The following is a 15158-nucleotide window of genomic DNA, read 5'->3' on the forward strand; positions in this document are numbered from 1 at the left end:
GGGTTAAGTCATGACCGACAGGCTGAAACAGATCTGGTCCGGATTTTCCGAAACGACCACCCGTCAATTGACGGGCCGGGGCGTTGAAAACATTCCGGTGCCCCATCGCACCGATTATTCTCCCGTCGATGCGGACGCGCTGCCTGAAGATTTCTCAACGCCGGCGGCGGCGGCTTTTTCCGCCTTGCGGGATAATCTCGCCAAAAAAGAAAAGCTGTTTTCGCCGAAGAAAAAAAACACGGCAGGTGACGCGGCGCTGCCCAGTGAGGCGGAAGATTTCGTGGCGGCGACGGCCTTTTCGGCGGCGGGTGATGATCTCATTCGCGGGCTTCGCGCGACGGCCATGCGCGTCGAGCGTCCGGAACTGGATTACAACGTCTTCCTCTCCTCCAAAGAGGGCAAGGCGCATTTCAAAAAGCACAAGCGCAAAAAGCTTTTCGGCCTCTTTTAATCGCAAGAAGAGAGCGGCTTGGCGTGGCGTTGGTTGAACCGCTGCGTTCGCCTCCCATGTTTTTCCGGCAACAGGGAGGCGATAGATGATCGTAACCACCACCGATTCCGCACCGGGCCGCGAGGTTCATGACAGTCTCGGCGTCGTCGCCGGCGAGGCGATTTTGGGCGTCAATATTTTCCGGGACTTGTTTGCCGGCATCACCGACATTCTCGGCGGGCGCTCACAGGGTTATCAAAAGGCGCTGCGCGAGGCGCGCGATCACGCCATGCGCGATATGGAGGAAGAGGCGGCGCGTCTCGGCGCCCATGCGATCATTGGCGTCGATATCGACTATGAGGCGGTGGACACGCAGAAAGGCGCCATGCTGCTCGTTTCGTGCAACGGCACGGCTGTGACCTTGCGTTAAGCGCCCAACAAAAAAGGCTTCGCTAAATGCGAAGCCTTTTTGAATTTCCAATTTTTGACGCCTTAGTGGCTCTCGGCTTCGCCGTGGTCTTCTTCCGCCTCTGGTTCTTCGGCGCGCGCCGCCGGCGCCGGGAACGGGACCGGACTATCATCAAGCGTCGCGAGGTAAGCGAGGATGTCGGCGCGCTGCTCGTCTTTGGCGAAGCGCTGCACCATGGCGGTGCCCGGAATATATTCCTGCGAATTCTTCAGATAAGCGTCGAGACGTTCATAGGTCCACACGCCGCCCGCTTCTTGCAGCGCATTGGTGTAGTTGAAGCCTGCATGACTTGCGAGTTCACGGCCGACAACGCCCCAGAGGTTCGGGCCGGTGCCGTTCGCGCCGCCTTCCTCGAAGGTGTGGCAGGATTTGCAGAGCGCTGAGCGCCGCTCACCCCCGGCGGGGTTCGCGTTGGCCAGAAGAGTGCCGAGATCAACCTTCGGCGCGGCTTCGGCCGGCCCGGCGCTCGCGCCAAGGTCAAGCTCGCCGCCATAGGCAAGGTGAAGTTCGCCGTCATGACCGCCATGGTGGCCGCCGCCGACCAGCGCTTTGGTCAGCTGTGGCAGGCCGAAAATCAAAAGCGCAGCGGTCAGGATCGCCGCGGCGAGCTTGTTGCCAAAAAGCGGATCTTTCATGTGTCGTCCCGGTAGGTTGGCCCGGCGGAAAGCGGGCGAGAAAGCCAGATTAAGCCGGGCGGGTTCTAACGGCCTTCTCGGCGGCGCGCAATGCGGCCTCGGCGCGCGGCCCGCGCGGCTTTTTCGCGCGGGGGCATGTCAGGGGAGGGGGTAGAATTGCCCTCCCGGTCTCCTTTGTGCATAAGCCCCGACGGCCCCATGCGGGCTTTATAGGACAGACAGGTACGGGCCATGACCGACGCAGCGGCATCAGAAAAAAAACGCATCGCCTATCAGGGCGAGCCGGGAGCCTTTTCGGAGCTCGCCTGCCGCCGCTATGCGCCTGATTTCGAGCCGCTGCCCTGCGGGGCCTTTGACGAGGCGGTCGAGGCGGTGACGGAAGGCCGGGCGGCGCGGGCCATGCTGCCCGTGGAAAACTCCCTCGCGGGCCGGGTGGGCGATATCCATCACCTCCTGCCCCGGGCTGGGCTCCATATCATCGCTGAATATTTTCTGCCGGTGGAGCACCACCTGATGGCGAAGCCGGGCGTGAAGTTCGAGGACATTAAGCTCGCCCGCTCTCACCCCGTGGCGCTGGCGCAAGTGCGGGAATTTCTCCATGCCCACAAGATCCGCCCCGAAACGGCGGGGGATACGGCGGGCGCGGCGCGGCGCCTCGCGGAATCGAGCCATATGGATGAGGCGGTTGTCGCCTCGGTGCTGGCGGCGGAGCTCTATGGCCTCAATATCCTGAAGCACAATATTGAGGATGCGCCCCACAACACGACGCGCTTTCTTGAGATGGCGAACGAACCCATGGACGCTTCGCCTGAAGACGGACCGGTGGTGACAAGCTTCATCTTTGAAGTTCGGAACATTCCGGCGGCGCTTTACAAGGCGCTTGGCGGTTTTGCGACAAACGGCGTCAACATGACCAAGCTGGAGAGTTACCAGCTCGGCGGGTCGTTCTCGGCGACCATGTTCTACGCCGATATCGAGGGCCACCCTCAAGACGAGCCGGTGCGGCTTGCGCTTGAGGAATTGAGTTTCTTTTCGTCGTCTTTGAAAATTCTCGGCGTTTATAAAAAAGGCCGTGAGCGGAACGTTTAACGCCTATTCTTTCACCCAGCGTTCGAGCAATTGCCGGGCGATGGTGAATTTCGGCGGCACGTTGAAGTCGCGGGTTTCGTTGTTGAGCACGGCGATAATATCCGCCTTGTCATACCAGCGCGCTTCGGCGAGTTCTTCCGTATCGAGCGTGATGTCGCGCCCTTCCGCTTCTGCGATAAAGCCCATCATCAACGAACAGGTGAACGGCCAGGGCTGGGAAAACTGATAGCGCACGTCGTCGATGACAACGCCCGCTTCTTCGAAAAGCTCGCGGCGCGCGCATTCTTCCGGCGTTTCGCCTGCTTCCACAAATCCTGCGAGCGCTGACACAAAACCCGGCGGGAATTGATGTCCGCGCCCCAGGAGGCAGGCGTCGTCATGGATGGCGAGCATGATGGCGACCGGATTGATGCGCGGGAAATGTTCTTCCTCGCACTGGGCGCAGCGACTTTTGGCGCCGCCGGCTTCGAGCCGGGTTTCGCCGCCGCAATTGGCGCAGAAGCGGTGTTTGCGGCGCCATTCGAAATACCAGCGGCCCTGGCCGATAATGGCGAGGTCATCGCGTGTTAAAACGCTGGCGGCGATGCGCAGTTGAACATACTCGCCAATATCGGCGAAGGGCGCCGTTTCGGCGCTGTCTGCGGCGGAAACGTCTATCGCGAAATAGGCGCGGTCGTTCTTCAGTCCTAAAAGGATGACTGGCGCGTCTTTCGGAAATTCCGGCAGCGCCGCAATGGAAAGAAAGGCCGGCTTTCCATCCATCATCAATGGATCGCCGCGCCACAGTGGAACAACGAGACTGTCAGGATCGGCGAGGCGTGCATTGAAAAACGCCTCCTGATCCTTTTCGATATTGACGCGCGACAGCGGGCTGTTCGCGAACCAGTTTGGATTTGTTCCGTGCAACATGCGTAGTGTTGTCGCAAGGCGGCTTGCCGCGCGCAAGCTTTATGCGCTGCTGCGCTACACCTTGGGGCCGAAGAAAAATCCGATCGCGCTGCGGCGAAGGAAGAGGATAATCAACGCGCAAACCCAGCTCACACAGGCGGCGTAAAAGAGCGCCGGGGAAAACGCCGTCGGCTCGCCATTCGCCCATTCCACCGGCGTTTCAATGCCCAAGGGCGTGAACAGGTGAAAGATAATGGCGCCGCTCATGATGCCGATTGCGATCAAGGCGCCCAGAAACTGCACTGGCGCCACAAGCTTTGCGCGGTTCATCAGCAGGAACAACACGGGCAGGCCGATCAAGAGGATCGACGACAAAAGCTCGCCAAGTCCGATGATCCATGGCCCCGCCGGGTAAAACAGGCCGATGCCCGACCATTCCTTAAGGGTCGAGAAAATATGCTGCGGCGTCGGGTGGCCGGTGAATTTGAAGCGCAGCGAGTCGATAAAGATCGCCGAGATGAAAAGCCCGCCCGCCCAGGGAAAAAGTCGCGAAATGATGTTCATGGGTCGCCCTCAAAAATTGCCCGATGCGGCGCATAGCATAATGGCCCGGTCACGCGGGATCACGAAGGCCCCCCTTGCATTCACGAAGCTGAGCGCAGATATAGGCTTCCGGAAGGCTGGCGGACGCGGCTCTCGCCAACCTGGTCAGGTCCGGAAGGAAGCAGCCACAACGAGTTTCCGTCGCGGGTCGTTTCAGCCTTCCACCCTCATTTTTCTCCATTTCGGCGTTTTCACCGGTTTTGTCGCCCGGCCCTGCGCCGGACCCTGCGCTTGGCCTGCCGCTTTGACCGTTGAAAAAGGACGGTTGAGAAGCGCAGCCTACCCAGCCATATTCGCGTGCGGGGGCATGGTTGGAGCGTGATGGCGGATCAGCAAGCAGAGACCGGGAAAAGCGGCGGCGCCTATCAGGTGCTGGCCCGCAAATACCGTCCGCAGAATTTCGATGATCTGATCGGCCACGGGCCCATGGTGAAGACGCTGAAAAACGCCTTCGCCGCGAACCGCATCGCCCACGCCTATATCCTGACCGGCGTGCGCGGGGTGGGGAAAACCACGACCGCGCGCATTCTCGCCCGGGCCCTCAATTATGTGGGCCCCAATGGCGAGGATAATGGCCCGCAGATCGACATGGCGGAAGAGGGGCTTCACTGCAAAGCCATCGCCGAAAGCCGTCACCCCGATGTGATGGAAATGGACGCCGCCTCGCGCACCGGGGTCGGCGACATTCGCGAATTGATTGAGGGCGTCCGCTACGCCCCGGTTGAGGCGCGCTACAAAGTTTACATCATCGACGAGGTTCACATGCTGTCGACGGCGGCGTTTAACGCGCTGTTGAAGACGCTCGAAGAACCGCCGCCCCATGTGAAGTTCATCTTCGCGACGACGGAGATCAGAAAGCTGCCCGTGACGGTTCTGTCGCGCTGTCAGCGTTTCGATCTGCGCCGTATCGATCCGGAAGTCCTGACCGATCACCTCGCGAGCATTGCCGAGAAAGAGAACGTCAAGATTGACCGCGACGGGTTGTGGATGATCGCCCGCGCCGCCGAAGGTTCTGTGCGTGACGGGCTGTCCATTCTCGATCAGGCGATTGTTCAGCATACGGCGCAAGGGGGAGAGGCTGTAAGCGCGGACATGATCCGCGACATGCTGGGGCTTGCGGACCGCTCGTCGGTTTGGGCGCTGCTCGAGGCCGCCATGAAAGGCGATGCGAAAACGGCGCTGGAGAATTTCCGCTCGCAATATGATGCGGGCGCCGAACCTGCGCAGATTTTGCGTGATCTCCTCGACCTCACGCACTTGCTGACGCGCATCAAGGCGGCGGGGCCCGATGCGGCGACGCACGGCCCGGCGGGCGAGGCGGACGCCGAGCGCGCAAAGACAATGGCCACGGGGCTTGAGATGAACGCGCTGACGCGCGTCTGGTCGCTCCTGATGAAGGGGCTCACCGAAACCCAAATGGCGCCGGATGCGGCGGCTTCCGGGGAGATGGCGCTGATCCGCCTTTGCTTCGCGGCGGACCTGCCGACGCCGGACGAGGCGCTCAAAGCCCTAAAAAAAAACAATAGCGGCGCCCGGGGCGGCGTAAGCGCGCCAGCGCCGACAGAAAAAGCGCCCGTCGACGCAGCGGCGCCTGTTCGCGGGCGTGCGTCGGCCGATGCGCTCTATGATCCGCCTTCAGGTGAAAAGGCGGACCAACAACAAGATGCGGAAGTAATCGAAATCTGCCCGCCCATGTCCCAGCGCCCAAAGGATGGCGGCCCCTGGATTCGGTCGTTTGACGATGTGGTCAAACTCGCAGGCCGGATGCGCGACGCCAAGCTTCGCACCGAGCTTGAGGCTTATGTGCATCTCGTCTCCTTCAGGGAGGGCGGCATTGAACTGCGGTTGCATGACGATGCGCCCGCAGACCTCGCAAACCGGTTGACCCTGCGCCTGAAAGAATGGACCGGCCGGGCGTGGATCATTTCCGTCACGTCGGAGCATGAGGGTGAGGAGACCGTGCGCGATGCACGCGCGCGCGAGGTGATGGCGCACCCCATGGTGCAAAAGGCGCTGGAATTGTTTCCGGACGCCAAGGTGACGGCGATCCGCGAAGCCGATGCGATCGCGGCGCCCGAACCCGAAAGCGATGAAGAAGACGCGCCCATCGACCCCGATGATGACGCGGTGGCCGAAGCAGTTGCGGCGCGCAAAGAGACAGGAAAAGCGTAATGGACTTGAACGAGATTATGAAACAGGCCGGCCAGATGCAGGCCAAGATGAAAGAGATGCAGGAACAGCTCGCCGACATCGAAGCGACGGGCGAGGCCGGCGCCGGCATGGTGAAGGTCGTGCTGAACGGCAAGGGCTACGCCAAGGCTGTCGCCATCGAGCGCTCATTGGTGAAGGAAGACGACGCTGAGATTTTAGAAGACCTCATCGCGGCGGCGATCAACGATGCGAAATCTAAGCTCGAAAAAGAAACCGAAGAGCACATGAAAAAAATGACGGCGGGCCTGCCATTGCCGCCCGGTATGAAACTGCCGTTTTAGAAATTGAAAATTACTCTACAACAAGTAAGGCGCAATTTCGAACTGCTAAATGGTTCAGCGACAGGTGCTGTAAAGGCTTATTCTACAGTAGCTTGTTTGCTTCCGGGAGAAGAGCTTCACGCAAAAGTCTGCGACCAACGAGCGCCGTCGTTTCTTCCATCCGTTTCTTTGCAATTATGGCGGTACAGCGCCCTGTGCCTGTCCCGTGTTTGGGATGTCAATGAAAAAGCAATTTCTGTAATGAGGCTTTGCCGCCAAGTTGATCAATTACCCGTCTTAAAAAAGAAAGCAGAATTTATTGCAGCCAAGGCTCAAGTCGAGATGCTCAGCGAATCGGACGCGCGAATAGAAGAGCTTCGAGATTTTCGTGATCAGTCGCTCAGTCATACTGATCCAAGGGAAAAGTTTCAGGCTGGTGAGCTCGACGAATGTTATTATGAGCTGTTGCGCGAAACATGTGCAATAATGGATGCTCTGCATGAAGTAGCCTTGGACAAGCCCGGCGGCTTAGTCATACATTTGGATCCGTGGGTTCAAGACGCGACCTGGGATTGGAAAAAGATGCTTTCGCCTTTTTTTGAGGAGTAATTCAAGAAGTTTACGCCCGCCGCAGCCATCGGTCCCGAGTTACAGCGCCTCATCGACCTCCTCGCCAAGATGCCTGGTCTGGCGTTAGGCAGAGCGTCTTAAGGTTTATCGCCTCTTGCGCCGAAGATAAGCAGCCACAGCGCCGCGCCGATCTCGCCAAAGGACGACGGCATTGAGGCGATGTCGTACGCCATCGTGCCCTTATAGGCGGGGAACAGCATCGGCCCGAAATCATTGGCGATATAGCCAAGCCCGCCGAGCACCAAAAGCAGGCCGAGAAGACGCGGAATATAGCGGGTTTTCAGAACCAGCATGCCAAAGGGGATCAGCCACAAGCCCCAGAAAATTTCCGCCATGCCCGTATAGGCTGAATAGGCGTTCAGCATCTCCGCAACCGCCGCCGGACGTTCGCTTGCGGCAAGGGCTGCGAAATCGCCCGACCCGCGCACAATGTCGAGCACTTCAACCTTTTGCGCCATGGCGATGTAAGAAATCGGCACGCTCGCCGCGACGAGCACCAGCATGATCAGCGACAAAGACGGCGCGCGCGAGGAGAACAGGCGATATAAAAACACGCCGACAATTGCGAACAGCGCATAGCAGACAAGTTCCGTCACCACGCTCGCGCTGTAAAAGAATGTCGCCTCGCTAATCGCGTTATAAACGGCTTGCGGATCGTCGGAAGAAAGCCCCAGCTTTTTTGGCGCATAGGCGAGCCCGAAAATGCCGGTAATCACAAGGCTCACATAGGCAGCGCCGGCGAGCCGGCCGAGCGTTGCATTCGATGTTTCGGGCGCTGCGGCCATGCTTCTCTCCTCTGCATATTCCAAACAATTTCGAGGCAGTATTTGGGATGATGGGCGCGGCGGCAAGGGCTTTGCGGCAGACCGGTAGGAATGCCGGAGGGATCAATCCTGCGCGAGAGCAAATCGACGGCTTGCCAGCCCATGGCGGAAGGCAGCATAAACACCTTTTGTGATTGCCTTGTGAAAGCGTCCCCATGCCCGCCGCAACCATCGGTCCCGAGTTACAGCGTCTGATTGACCTCCTTGCAAAGATGCCGGGCTTGGGGCCGCGTTCGGCCAAACGCGCTGCGCTTTATCTTTTGAAAAAACGCGATCCGGTGATGCGCCCGCTTGCTTTCGCGCTCGATGATGCGGCCAACAAAGTCAAAGCGTGCTCGGTCTGCGGTAACTGGGATTCGATCGACCCCTGCGCGGTCTGCGCCGATCAGGAGCGCGATAGCTCGCTTCTCTGCGTGGTTCAGGATGTGGGCGATCTCTGGGCGCTGGAGCGCGCCGGCGCCCACAAGGGCCGTTATCATGTGCTCGGCGGATTGCTCTCGCCCCTCGATGGCATCGGTCCCGATGATCTCAATCTCGGCTCGCTTATCGCCCGCGCCAGGGAAGGCGCCATTGCGGAAATCATTCTCGCGCTGCCTGCGACCGTCGACGGTCAGACGACGGCGCATTACCTCACCGAACATCTCGAAGGCGGCGGCGTCTCGGTGACGCGGCTTTCGCAAGGTGTGCCCGTTGGCGGCGAGCTTGATTATCTGGATGAGGGGACGCTGGCGGCGGCGATGAAATCCCGCCGACCGTTTTAAAAACCCTACTATCGCTGGCTGCAAATGGCGGCTTTCTGCGCTTCCGGTGCTCATGTACCGTGTAACGTACACTGCGCGCCGGGTCTCGAAATCCGCCATTTTCGCTCAGCGCTAGCGAGTTTTTCTAAGCGTTGGATATTGTTTTTAACTTGGGAAATTGCACGCCGCATTCATGCACGGCGCGGCGCGCGCAGAGTGCGAAAGCGGCGAAGGCGATCAGCGCCGGGACAGGAATATAGTCCGGCCCCGGTGTGAACACCGGCAGGAACCACAACGCCATCAACGCCTGTTTTTCAAAAGGCAGCCAGCCCGTGTCCATGGCGCGCTTCGCCAGAACGATCAGCGCCGGGATGAAAATCGGCGCTTCGTAATAAAAGGCGTAAGGCGTCGCCAGCGCAGCGGCGGCGATCAGCGTAAACATGCGAGTCTCCCACGCCTCGCTGCGCCGCCAGACGACGAAAACAAACGCCGCGAGAGCAAGGCTCGCCAGCCCTTGCATCGTCAATGCAAACCATGACGGCGCGCCAAGGGTCATGAAAAACCCGTAGGGCGTAATCAGCTTGTAATAGGGGAAGATCACCTCGCTCATGCGCGCGCTATGGGCGCTCATGGCGTCGAAAAAGGCGAGCCATGTTTCGGCCCCGAAGAAAACTATGCTCGCGGCGGCCATCAGGGTGCCGGTGACGGCGGCGGCGCCGAATGCGCGCCAGCATCCCGCGGCGGCGTAGGCGACAGGGATCAACAGCCCGAGCTGCGGTTTGAAGGTGAGAAGGCCGGCGGCGATCCCGGCGACGAGGGGCCGCTTGTCGGCGTGCCCCGCCGCCAGCGCCAGCAGCGCCGCGGTTAAAAATCCCGTCTGACCGGTGATCCACCCTTCATAGGCGGCGGCTGAGGCGAAGCCGACGATGAGCGGCAGGCGCGCGCGCCAGAGGCTTCTGATTGCGGCGGCGGCGAGCCCTGCGGTCGCAGCGCCCCATGCGGCGAGCGCCGCCGGGTAGGGCAGCGCTGCAAGCGGGGCCACCAGGAAATAGATCGTCGGCGGATATTGCCAGAACAGCGAGAAAGGGCCGTAAGCGGGGAAGGCGGCCGCCAGACGTGTGTTGAGGGCGCCGGGCTGATAAAGCGCGCCCGCCCCTTCGGCGAAAAGGGTTTTGGCCGCCATCCAGAAAACGGTGAAGTCGCCGCCGATAACGGCGATGCCCGGGAGAACGAGGTCTTCCGATTCAATCACCCCGCGGATGATGATGATGGCGTAAAGAATGACCGCGATCAGCGATGTGACGAGGATTGTCTGACGCGATGGGTCGCCAAAAACCGCATGTAACAGAGGATAGCGCTCGGCGAAGCCGCCGGGCGCGGCTGTCGCCCCCGGATCTTGATGGGGTGCGGAGCTGGCGGCCTCTGTGGTCATGACGCATTCCGTTTACCTCCGGGAAATAAAGAAAGGTTTAGTTTAGGGCTGGTTAACCGAATGCCTTGAAGAGCGCTTTTCCATGCCCGCCAGTTCCACGATCGCCAGTCAAAACCGGCCACAAGACCCTCCTCCGGGCTTGCGTCCGCGCGCTGAAACAGCGCCCGGTCTCCTGTCGATCGTGTGCCCCGCCTATAACGAGGCGGAAAACATCATCCCGTTTCACAAGGCCATCTCGAAAGTCATGCGCCGTCTCGCGCAGCCATTTGAAGTTGTCTTCATCAATGACGGCAGCCGTGACGGCACGATCCTCAAAATGCGTGAACTGCGCAGCGTTCATCCCAACACGGCGATTGTCGATCTGAGCCGCAATTTCGGCAAGGAAGTCGCTGTCTCCGCGGGTCTTGATCATGCGCGCGGCGACGCTGTCGTTATCATCGACGCCGATCTTCAGCATCCGCCGCAAGTGATCGAGGATTTGATCGCCGGCTGGCGCGAAGGCTATGAGGTCGTTTACGGCCAGCGCCGCGGCCGCGAGGATGAAGGCTTTCTGCGCCGCGCCACGGCGACCGCCTTTTACCGCATCATGAACAGCATCGGCCGCGCGCCGATACCGCCCAACGCCGGTGATTTTCGCCTGATGAGCCGTAAGGCCGTGGACGCCGTGAAAAGCCTGCGGGAGCATCATCGTTTCATGAAAGGCGTTTTCGCCTGGGTGGGGTTTCCGGCGAAGGCCGTGCCGTTTGACGTCGAGGCGCGCCATGCCGGCGAGACGAAATGGAATTTCTGGAAACTCTGGAATTTTTCCATCGAAGGCGTCACGTCGCACACGCTCGCGCCGCTGAAGATTTCCACCTATCTCGGGCTTGCCGTGGCGGCGCTTTCCTTCGTCTACGGAGCATTTGTGGTGGCGAAGGCGATGGTGCTGGGGGATCCGGCGCCGGGCTTTCCAACGCTTGCGGCGCTCGTCCTCTTTCTGGGCGGGGTGCAGCTCACGGTGCTTGGCGTAATGGGCGAATATCTCGGCCGCATTTTCAATGAAACGAAACAGCGCCCTCTCTATTTCACCAATGCGGTGGAGGCGGCCGCTGTTGACGCATCGGCTGCTGATCCGTCAATCGCCGCGCCATCCGCCGCCCCGTCTGACGGACGGTCCGTCGCGTGAGGCGCAGCGCGGATCATGTCAAAACCCACGGGCGCGGACTTGTGCTCTTTAGCCTTGTCGGCGCAGCGAACACCGCCGTCGATTTCGCCGTCTATAGCGCTGGCGTTTTGTTGGGGGGCGCCCCGGCGCTGGCCAATATCGCCGCTTTCGCCGTCGCCAATCCGTTCAGCTATGTGATGAATTCCCGCGTGACCTTTCGCCGGGCGGATGGGCCGGCGGCGCTCTCCTTGGCGGGCTACGGCAAGTTCTGCGCGGCGCATCTTGTCTCTCTGGCGATTTCCACAGGGCTGGTCTTCTGGCTCGCCCCCGTTATCGGCCCGTTCATCGCCAAGCTCTCGGCGGTGGCCGTCACGCTTTTCCTGAATTACTTCGCCAGCGCCGTTCTGGTCTTCGGGGCTGGGGAAGAAGGACCCGCAAAAAAGGCCGAATCGCCCTAAAAATGGGCGATGATTTACGATTTTCTCAATGATGCAGGATTGCCGCCGGACGGTCCCGCCTTCTGGCTGATCCTGTTTCTTTTTATTGCCGCAGTCTTTTTCATCCTTCAGGCGCGGCGCGCGTCCAAACGCGCGGGCGCTCATCGCAGCGACCTTGAAGAAGCGCGTATCACGCTTGCCAAGACGCAGGAGCAACTCGCCGCTTTTGATGCCGTCCGCGACGAGCTTGCCCATGAAAAGCGTCAGCGCGAACAACTGCAAAGCGATGTGGCGGTGGGCCGCGCCACGATTGAGGAGCGCGAGCGTGCGCTCGCAGAATTGAAAACGCGCATGGAGACGGAGTTCAAGGCGACAACGGCGCAGCTTCTCGAAGGCGCCAATGAAGCGTTTTTGAAACGCGCCGCCGAAACATTTCAGCGCTATAGCGAGAACGCCAAAAGCGATGGCGAAAAGCGCCAGAAGGCGCTCGACGATTTGCTGAAACCTGTCAGTGAAACCCTGGTCCGTTATCAAAAAGGGCTTGATGAGTTGCGCAAGGAGCAGACGGAATCCCGCGGCGCGCTGGTGAGCCAGATTGGCGAGCTTGCAAAACAGACCCATGACGTTCGCGCTGAGGCGCAAAAACTCGCGACGGCGTTGCGGGCGGGGCCGAAAACTCGCGGCCGCTGGGGCGAGGAACAGCTCCGCAATGTGGTCGAGATTGCGGGCATGAGCGCCTATGTGGATTTTGTCGAACAGGCGAGCCATGACGACAGCGAGCTGCGCCGCAAACAGCCCGACATGGTGGTGCGCCTGCCGGGCGGACGTGTGGTCGCTGTTGATTCCAAGGTTTCTCTTGGCGCCTATCTCGATGCGATCGACGCAGAAGCCGAGGATGCGCGCGCCGCGCATCTGGCGCGTCATGCGGACGACCTCTGGAAACATGTGAAAAGCCTTTCGGCAAAGGACTATGCGGCCTCGCTGAAAGACTCGCTCGATTACGTCGTGATGTTCGTGCCCGGCGAAAATTATTTTTCCGCCGCGCTCGAAGCGCGCCCGCAGCTTTATCAGGACGCTTTCGACCGCAAGATTCTCATCGCCTCGCCGACAATTCTGATCGCCATGCTGAAATCGGCGGCCCTGAACTGGCGTCAGGAAAAGATGACGGAGAATGCGCAGGCCGTCGCCGCCATGGCGAAGGATCTTTACGACAGCTTGTCGGTCATGAGTAAAAATCTCGGCGGCGTCGGCAAGGCTCTTTCAACCGCGATCGGCAAATACAACGCCACGGTGGGCGGGTTTGAATCCCGTGTGCTTTCACGCGCGCGAAAATTCGCCGAATATGAAATTCCGGGCGTTGAAACCGATATTGAAACGCTTGCGCCGGTGGAGGAAACGCCGCGGCTCTTGCGCGACGTCAGCGGCGATCTTTTCGATGACGATGATGACGGGTCTCAGGACGCAGCCTGAGCGCGGTTAACGCAGGGGGAACGGGGGTTTGTCTTCGCCGCCGGTCTCGTGCTGAATGCTTTCAAAAACATCGCTATATTCCGCCGGCGCATAGGACGGTTCCGGCGTGGAGGCGGGCTCTTCCGCTTGCGCTTGGGCGGACCCGTTTTTGCGCTGTCCTTCCAGCTTGGCGACCCGGCCGCGCAAGTCATGCAGTTCGTCGATCATGTTGACCGAGCTCATTTCGTTGATGCCCGCGCCCGCCATGACCGCGCTGATCGTGTGGAGCGTCGCCATCAGCGATGTTGGCGAAACCATCCAGACCCGCGCGCGGTAGCTTTCCTGCACGAGGTCGGAAAAATGTGCATGCAGTTCGGAAAGAATATTCTCCGACGGCACGAACATCATGGCGCAATCGGCGGTTTCTTCCGGCGAGATCAGTTTTTCAGCGCCGTCGGCGATGTGGCGCAGGATGGCTCGTCGCAATTCGGTTTCTGTCCCGGCGTTGCGCGACAATTGCCAGGCGTCAAATGCTTCCGTGGGGAAGCGCGCATCGATGGCGATTGCAGCCATAGGGCCGGGCATCATGATGACGGCGTCTGCGGTGCGTCCGGTGGAAAGCTTGTGGGCGAGTTTGAACCGGCCAGGCGCCAGCGCATCGCCAAGGAGGTCTGAAAGCTGCACTCTGGCGGCGGTCGCCGTCGCCGCGCCTGATTGCGCCGCGGGCAGGGTGTCGATGCGGCGGGAGAGTTTTTCAATGGCGCCGTTGACGGCGCCGCGCAGGGCGTCGAACTGCTCGCCCATTAGATTGGCGAATTCGGCGAAATGCGCTTCTGAAACGCCGGACGCGGCGTCATGGAAAGCCGCCGATTGCGCGGGCGGGGTTTGCGCGGCTTTAGCGGCGGCCTCAGCCTGACCGCGCTGTTCAAACTCTTCGGCAAGATCGGTGAGCCGCTTTTCCATGGCGATCAGCGCATTTGCGCGCTCGTCGAGCGCGGCTTCCCTTTTGCGCAGGCCGACATCCATCACATTTTGCGCGTCCTCATTCGCGCGCTTCAGATCGCGGGCGAGGGCCTCAGCTTCTTCGGCGCGTTTGAGGGCTGCTTGCGCGGCTTCTTCCGCTTGCGCCAGACGCAGGGCGTCCGCGTTGGACGTAGCATCATGCGGGGTGGACGGCGCCTGCGCCGGTTCAGGCTGCTGCTGTGGGATTGGCTCAGACGGCTCGGCTTGCAGAGCAGGCTCATCTTCAGCGGCAAAAAAGCCTTCCTCCTCCTCTTCGAAGAAGTCGTTTTCTTGCGCCGCTGTCTCTTCCCGGGGCTGCTTTTTCGAGAACAGACCGGCGAAGGCGGATTTCTTTTTCTGGGATTTCTCGGCCGGCTCGTCGAAAAGCGGGTCCGTTTCTTCGACCTCGCCGCTGTCGGCCTCATAGGCGTCGTCACCATGGTCGATCACGACTTCGGTGTCGCCAACCTCTTCCTCGCGCCAATGCGTGTCGCGCGATTGCGGCTCTGGTGTTTGGTGATCTTCATCCGGCTGGCGGTCGTCATCGAATGTAATGTCGGCGCCTTCGCCGGCGGGCTCGAAATAGGTTTTGCCGGCGGCTTCGGCGCGGCGCTTCGCCGGGCGTGTCACGCGGCCGCGAATGATCAGCATCATGCCGATGACAAAGATGAGAATGAAGGTGCCAAATCCCGCCCACAGGATATGCGCCTCGCCGCTGACCAGCGGCGAAGGTGTCCGGGTTTCTGTCTGCGCAGTTTCTCCCACGCTTTCGATGCCTTCGGCCTCATTTTGGACCGCTGGCGACAGCGTCTGCATCGTCGAACCCCCAACAAGGAACACAACCTGACCCGACAATATGAGAAAATGCCATCAAAAGCGAGGGTTTAGGGTTAACCAACTTTCGCGCGGCAGTTG

16 protein-coding genes and 1 other RNA gene are annotated in these 15158 nt (G+C 60.4%); 11 read left to right on the top strand and 6 right to left on the bottom strand.

Annotated features, from left to right (window positions below; translation table 11 throughout):
* Window positions 1-10: 10 nt before the first annotated feature.
* Together ACFC5L_RS03210 and ACFC5L_RS03215 are read left to right on the top strand one after the other, a co-directional pair.
* Window positions 11-451 carry a hypothetical protein gene (locus ACFC5L_RS03210; protein ID WP_375201724.1) on the top strand — a complete coding sequence of 147 codons (441 nt, stop codon included), beginning with the start codon at window positions 11-13 and terminating at the stop codon, window positions 449-451.
* 85 nt (window positions 452-536) lie between these two features.
* The gene (locus ACFC5L_RS03215) at window positions 537-860 is read left to right on the top strand and encodes a YbjQ family protein (protein WP_375201723.1); all 324 of its coding nucleotides are present in this window, start codon (window positions 537-539) and stop codon (window positions 858-860) included.
* A gap of 62 nt (window positions 861-922) precedes the next feature.
* Here ACFC5L_RS03215 and ACFC5L_RS03220 read toward each other — a convergent pair whose 3' ends face one another.
* Window positions 923-1534 (bottom strand): c-type cytochrome, encoded by a 612-nt coding sequence (locus tag ACFC5L_RS03220; protein ID WP_375201722.1) that lies wholly within the window; start codon window positions 1532-1534, stop codon window positions 923-925.
* A 231-nt stretch (window positions 1535-1765) separates the two neighbouring features.
* Between ACFC5L_RS03220 and ACFC5L_RS03225 the strand changes: the two genes are divergently transcribed.
* Window positions 1766-2623 carry a prephenate dehydratase gene (locus tag ACFC5L_RS03225; RefSeq protein WP_375201721.1) on the top strand — a complete coding sequence of 286 codons (858 nt, stop codon included), beginning with the start codon at window positions 1766-1768 and terminating at the stop codon, window positions 2621-2623.
* A gap of 3 nt (window positions 2624-2626) precedes the next feature.
* On the opposite strand, the gene nudC is transcribed toward ACFC5L_RS03225, so the two are convergent.
* Both nudC and ACFC5L_RS03235 read right to left on the bottom strand, forming a co-directional pair.
* Window positions 2627-3532: an NAD(+) diphosphatase gene (gene nudC, locus ACFC5L_RS03230; RefSeq protein ID WP_375201720.1), complete on the bottom strand. Its 906-nt coding sequence runs from the start codon at window positions 3530-3532 to the stop codon at window positions 2627-2629.
* A 54-nt stretch (window positions 3533-3586) separates the two neighbouring features.
* The gene (locus ACFC5L_RS03235) at window positions 3587-4075 is read right to left on the bottom strand and encodes a hypothetical protein (RefSeq protein WP_375201719.1); all 489 of its coding nucleotides are present in this window, start codon (window positions 4073-4075) and stop codon (window positions 3587-3589) included.
* Between the two features lie 108 nt (window positions 4076-4183).
* On the opposite strand from ACFC5L_RS03235, the gene ffs reads away from it, so the two are divergent.
* From ffs to ACFC5L_RS03255, 4 genes are all read left to right on the top strand, one after another.
* Window positions 4184-4282, top strand: an RNA gene (gene ffs / locus ACFC5L_RS03240) — signal recognition particle sRNA small type.
* Window positions 4283-4435: 153 nt separating this feature from the next.
* A complete protein-coding gene (locus ACFC5L_RS03245) occupies window positions 4436-6286 on the top strand; it encodes a DNA polymerase III subunit gamma/tau (RefSeq protein WP_375201718.1) in 1851 nt (616 codons plus the stop codon).
* Window positions 6286-6606 carry a YbaB/EbfC family nucleoid-associated protein gene (locus ACFC5L_RS03250; RefSeq protein ID WP_375201717.1) on the top strand — a complete coding sequence of 107 codons (321 nt, stop codon included), beginning with the start codon at window positions 6286-6288 and terminating at the stop codon, window positions 6604-6606. Before ACFC5L_RS03245 ends, ACFC5L_RS03250 begins: the two co-directional genes overlap by 1 nt.
* Window positions 6607-6609: 3 nt before the next feature.
* Window positions 6610-7194: a hypothetical protein gene (locus ACFC5L_RS03255; protein WP_375201716.1), complete on the top strand. Its 585-nt coding sequence runs from the start codon at window positions 6610-6612 to the stop codon at window positions 7192-7194.
* 98 nt (window positions 7195-7292) lie between these two features.
* On the opposite strand, the gene ACFC5L_RS03260 is transcribed toward ACFC5L_RS03255, so the two are convergent.
* Entirely contained in the window at window positions 7293-8000 is a 708-nt protein-coding gene (locus ACFC5L_RS03260) for a DUF4386 domain-containing protein (protein ID WP_375201715.1), read from the bottom strand.
* Between the two features lie 194 nt (window positions 8001-8194).
* On the opposite strand from ACFC5L_RS03260, the gene recR reads away from it, so the two are divergent.
* Window positions 8195-8800, top strand: a complete 606-nt coding sequence (recR, locus tag ACFC5L_RS03265) for a recombination mediator RecR (RefSeq protein WP_375201714.1) — start codon at window positions 8195-8197, stop codon at window positions 8798-8800.
* A 124-nt stretch (window positions 8801-8924) separates the two neighbouring features.
* On the opposite strand, the gene ACFC5L_RS03270 is transcribed toward recR, so the two are convergent.
* Window positions 8925-10211, bottom strand: coding sequence for a glycosyltransferase family 87 protein (locus tag ACFC5L_RS03270; RefSeq protein WP_375201713.1), 1287 nt, complete (start codon window positions 10209-10211; stop codon window positions 8925-8927).
* Between the two features lie 82 nt (window positions 10212-10293).
* Between ACFC5L_RS03270 and ACFC5L_RS03275 the strand changes: the two genes are divergently transcribed.
* From ACFC5L_RS03275 to rmuC (ACFC5L_RS03285), 3 genes are read left to right on the top strand one after another with little or no spacing between them, the layout of a single operon-like run.
* Entirely contained in the window at window positions 10294-11376 is a 1083-nt protein-coding gene (locus ACFC5L_RS03275; RefSeq protein ID WP_375201712.1) for a glycosyltransferase family 2 protein, read from the top strand.
* Window positions 11373-11813: a GtrA family protein gene (locus ACFC5L_RS03280; protein WP_375210734.1), complete on the top strand. Its 441-nt coding sequence runs from the start codon at window positions 11373-11375 to the stop codon at window positions 11811-11813. Before ACFC5L_RS03275 ends, ACFC5L_RS03280 begins: the two co-directional genes overlap by 4 nt.
* Before the next feature lie 9 nt (window positions 11814-11822).
* A complete protein-coding gene (gene rmuC / locus ACFC5L_RS03285) occupies window positions 11823-13262 on the top strand; it encodes a DNA recombination protein RmuC (protein WP_375201710.1) in 1440 nt (479 codons plus the stop codon).
* Window positions 13263-13268: 6 nt separating this feature from the next.
* Here rmuC (ACFC5L_RS03285) and rmuC (ACFC5L_RS03290) read toward each other — a convergent pair whose 3' ends face one another.
* A complete protein-coding gene (gene rmuC, locus ACFC5L_RS03290; RefSeq protein ID WP_375201709.1) occupies window positions 13269-15059 on the bottom strand; it encodes a DNA recombination protein RmuC in 1791 nt (596 codons plus the stop codon).
* Window positions 15060-15158: the final 99 nt, after the last annotated feature.

Source organism: Hyphococcus sp. (assembly GCF_041986965.1).
GTDB lineage: Bacteria > Pseudomonadota > Alphaproteobacteria > Caulobacterales > Parvularculaceae > Hyphococcus.

Excerpts from the sequence above, each read along its gene's own strand:
- ACFC5L_RS03225 (WP_375201721.1), top strand. The coding sequence starts at position 1,766 with ATGACCGACGCAGCGGCATCAGAAAAAAAACGCATCGCCTATCAGGGC.
- ACFC5L_RS03210 (WP_375201724.1), top strand. The coding sequence starts at position 11 with ATGACCGACAGGCTGAAACAGATCTGGTCCGGATTTTCCGAAACGACC.
- rmuC (WP_375201709.1), bottom strand. The coding sequence starts at position 15,059 with ATGCAGACGCTGTCGCCAGCGGTCCAAAATGAGGCCGAAGGCATCGAA.
- nudC (WP_375201720.1), bottom strand. The coding sequence starts at position 3,532 with ATGTTGCACGGAACAAATCCAAACTGGTTCGCGAACAGCCCGCTGTCG.
- recR (WP_375201714.1), top strand. The coding sequence starts at position 8,195 with ATGCCCGCCGCAACCATCGGTCCCGAGTTACAGCGTCTGATTGACCTC.
- rmuC (WP_375201710.1), top strand. The coding sequence starts at position 11,823 with ATGATTTACGATTTTCTCAATGATGCAGGATTGCCGCCGGACGGTCCC.
- ACFC5L_RS03260 (WP_375201715.1), bottom strand. The coding sequence starts at position 8,000 with ATGGCCGCAGCGCCCGAAACATCGAATGCAACGCTCGGCCGGCTCGCC.
- ACFC5L_RS03215 (WP_375201723.1), top strand. The coding sequence starts at position 537 with ATGATCGTAACCACCACCGATTCCGCACCGGGCCGCGAGGTTCATGAC.
- ACFC5L_RS03270 (WP_375201713.1), bottom strand. The coding sequence starts at position 10,211 with ATGACCACAGAGGCCGCCAGCTCCGCACCCCATCAAGATCCGGGGGCG.
- ACFC5L_RS03250 (WP_375201717.1), top strand. The coding sequence starts at position 6,286 with ATGGACTTGAACGAGATTATGAAACAGGCCGGCCAGATGCAGGCCAAG.
- ACFC5L_RS03245 (WP_375201718.1), top strand. The coding sequence starts at position 4,436 with ATGGCGGATCAGCAAGCAGAGACCGGGAAAAGCGGCGGCGCCTATCAG.
- ACFC5L_RS03235 (WP_375201719.1), bottom strand. The coding sequence starts at position 4,075 with ATGAACATCATTTCGCGACTTTTTCCCTGGGCGGGCGGGCTTTTCATC.
- ACFC5L_RS03220 (WP_375201722.1), bottom strand. The coding sequence starts at position 1,534 with ATGAAAGATCCGCTTTTTGGCAACAAGCTCGCCGCGGCGATCCTGACC.
- ACFC5L_RS03275 (WP_375201712.1), top strand. The coding sequence starts at position 10,294 with ATGCCCGCCAGTTCCACGATCGCCAGTCAAAACCGGCCACAAGACCCT.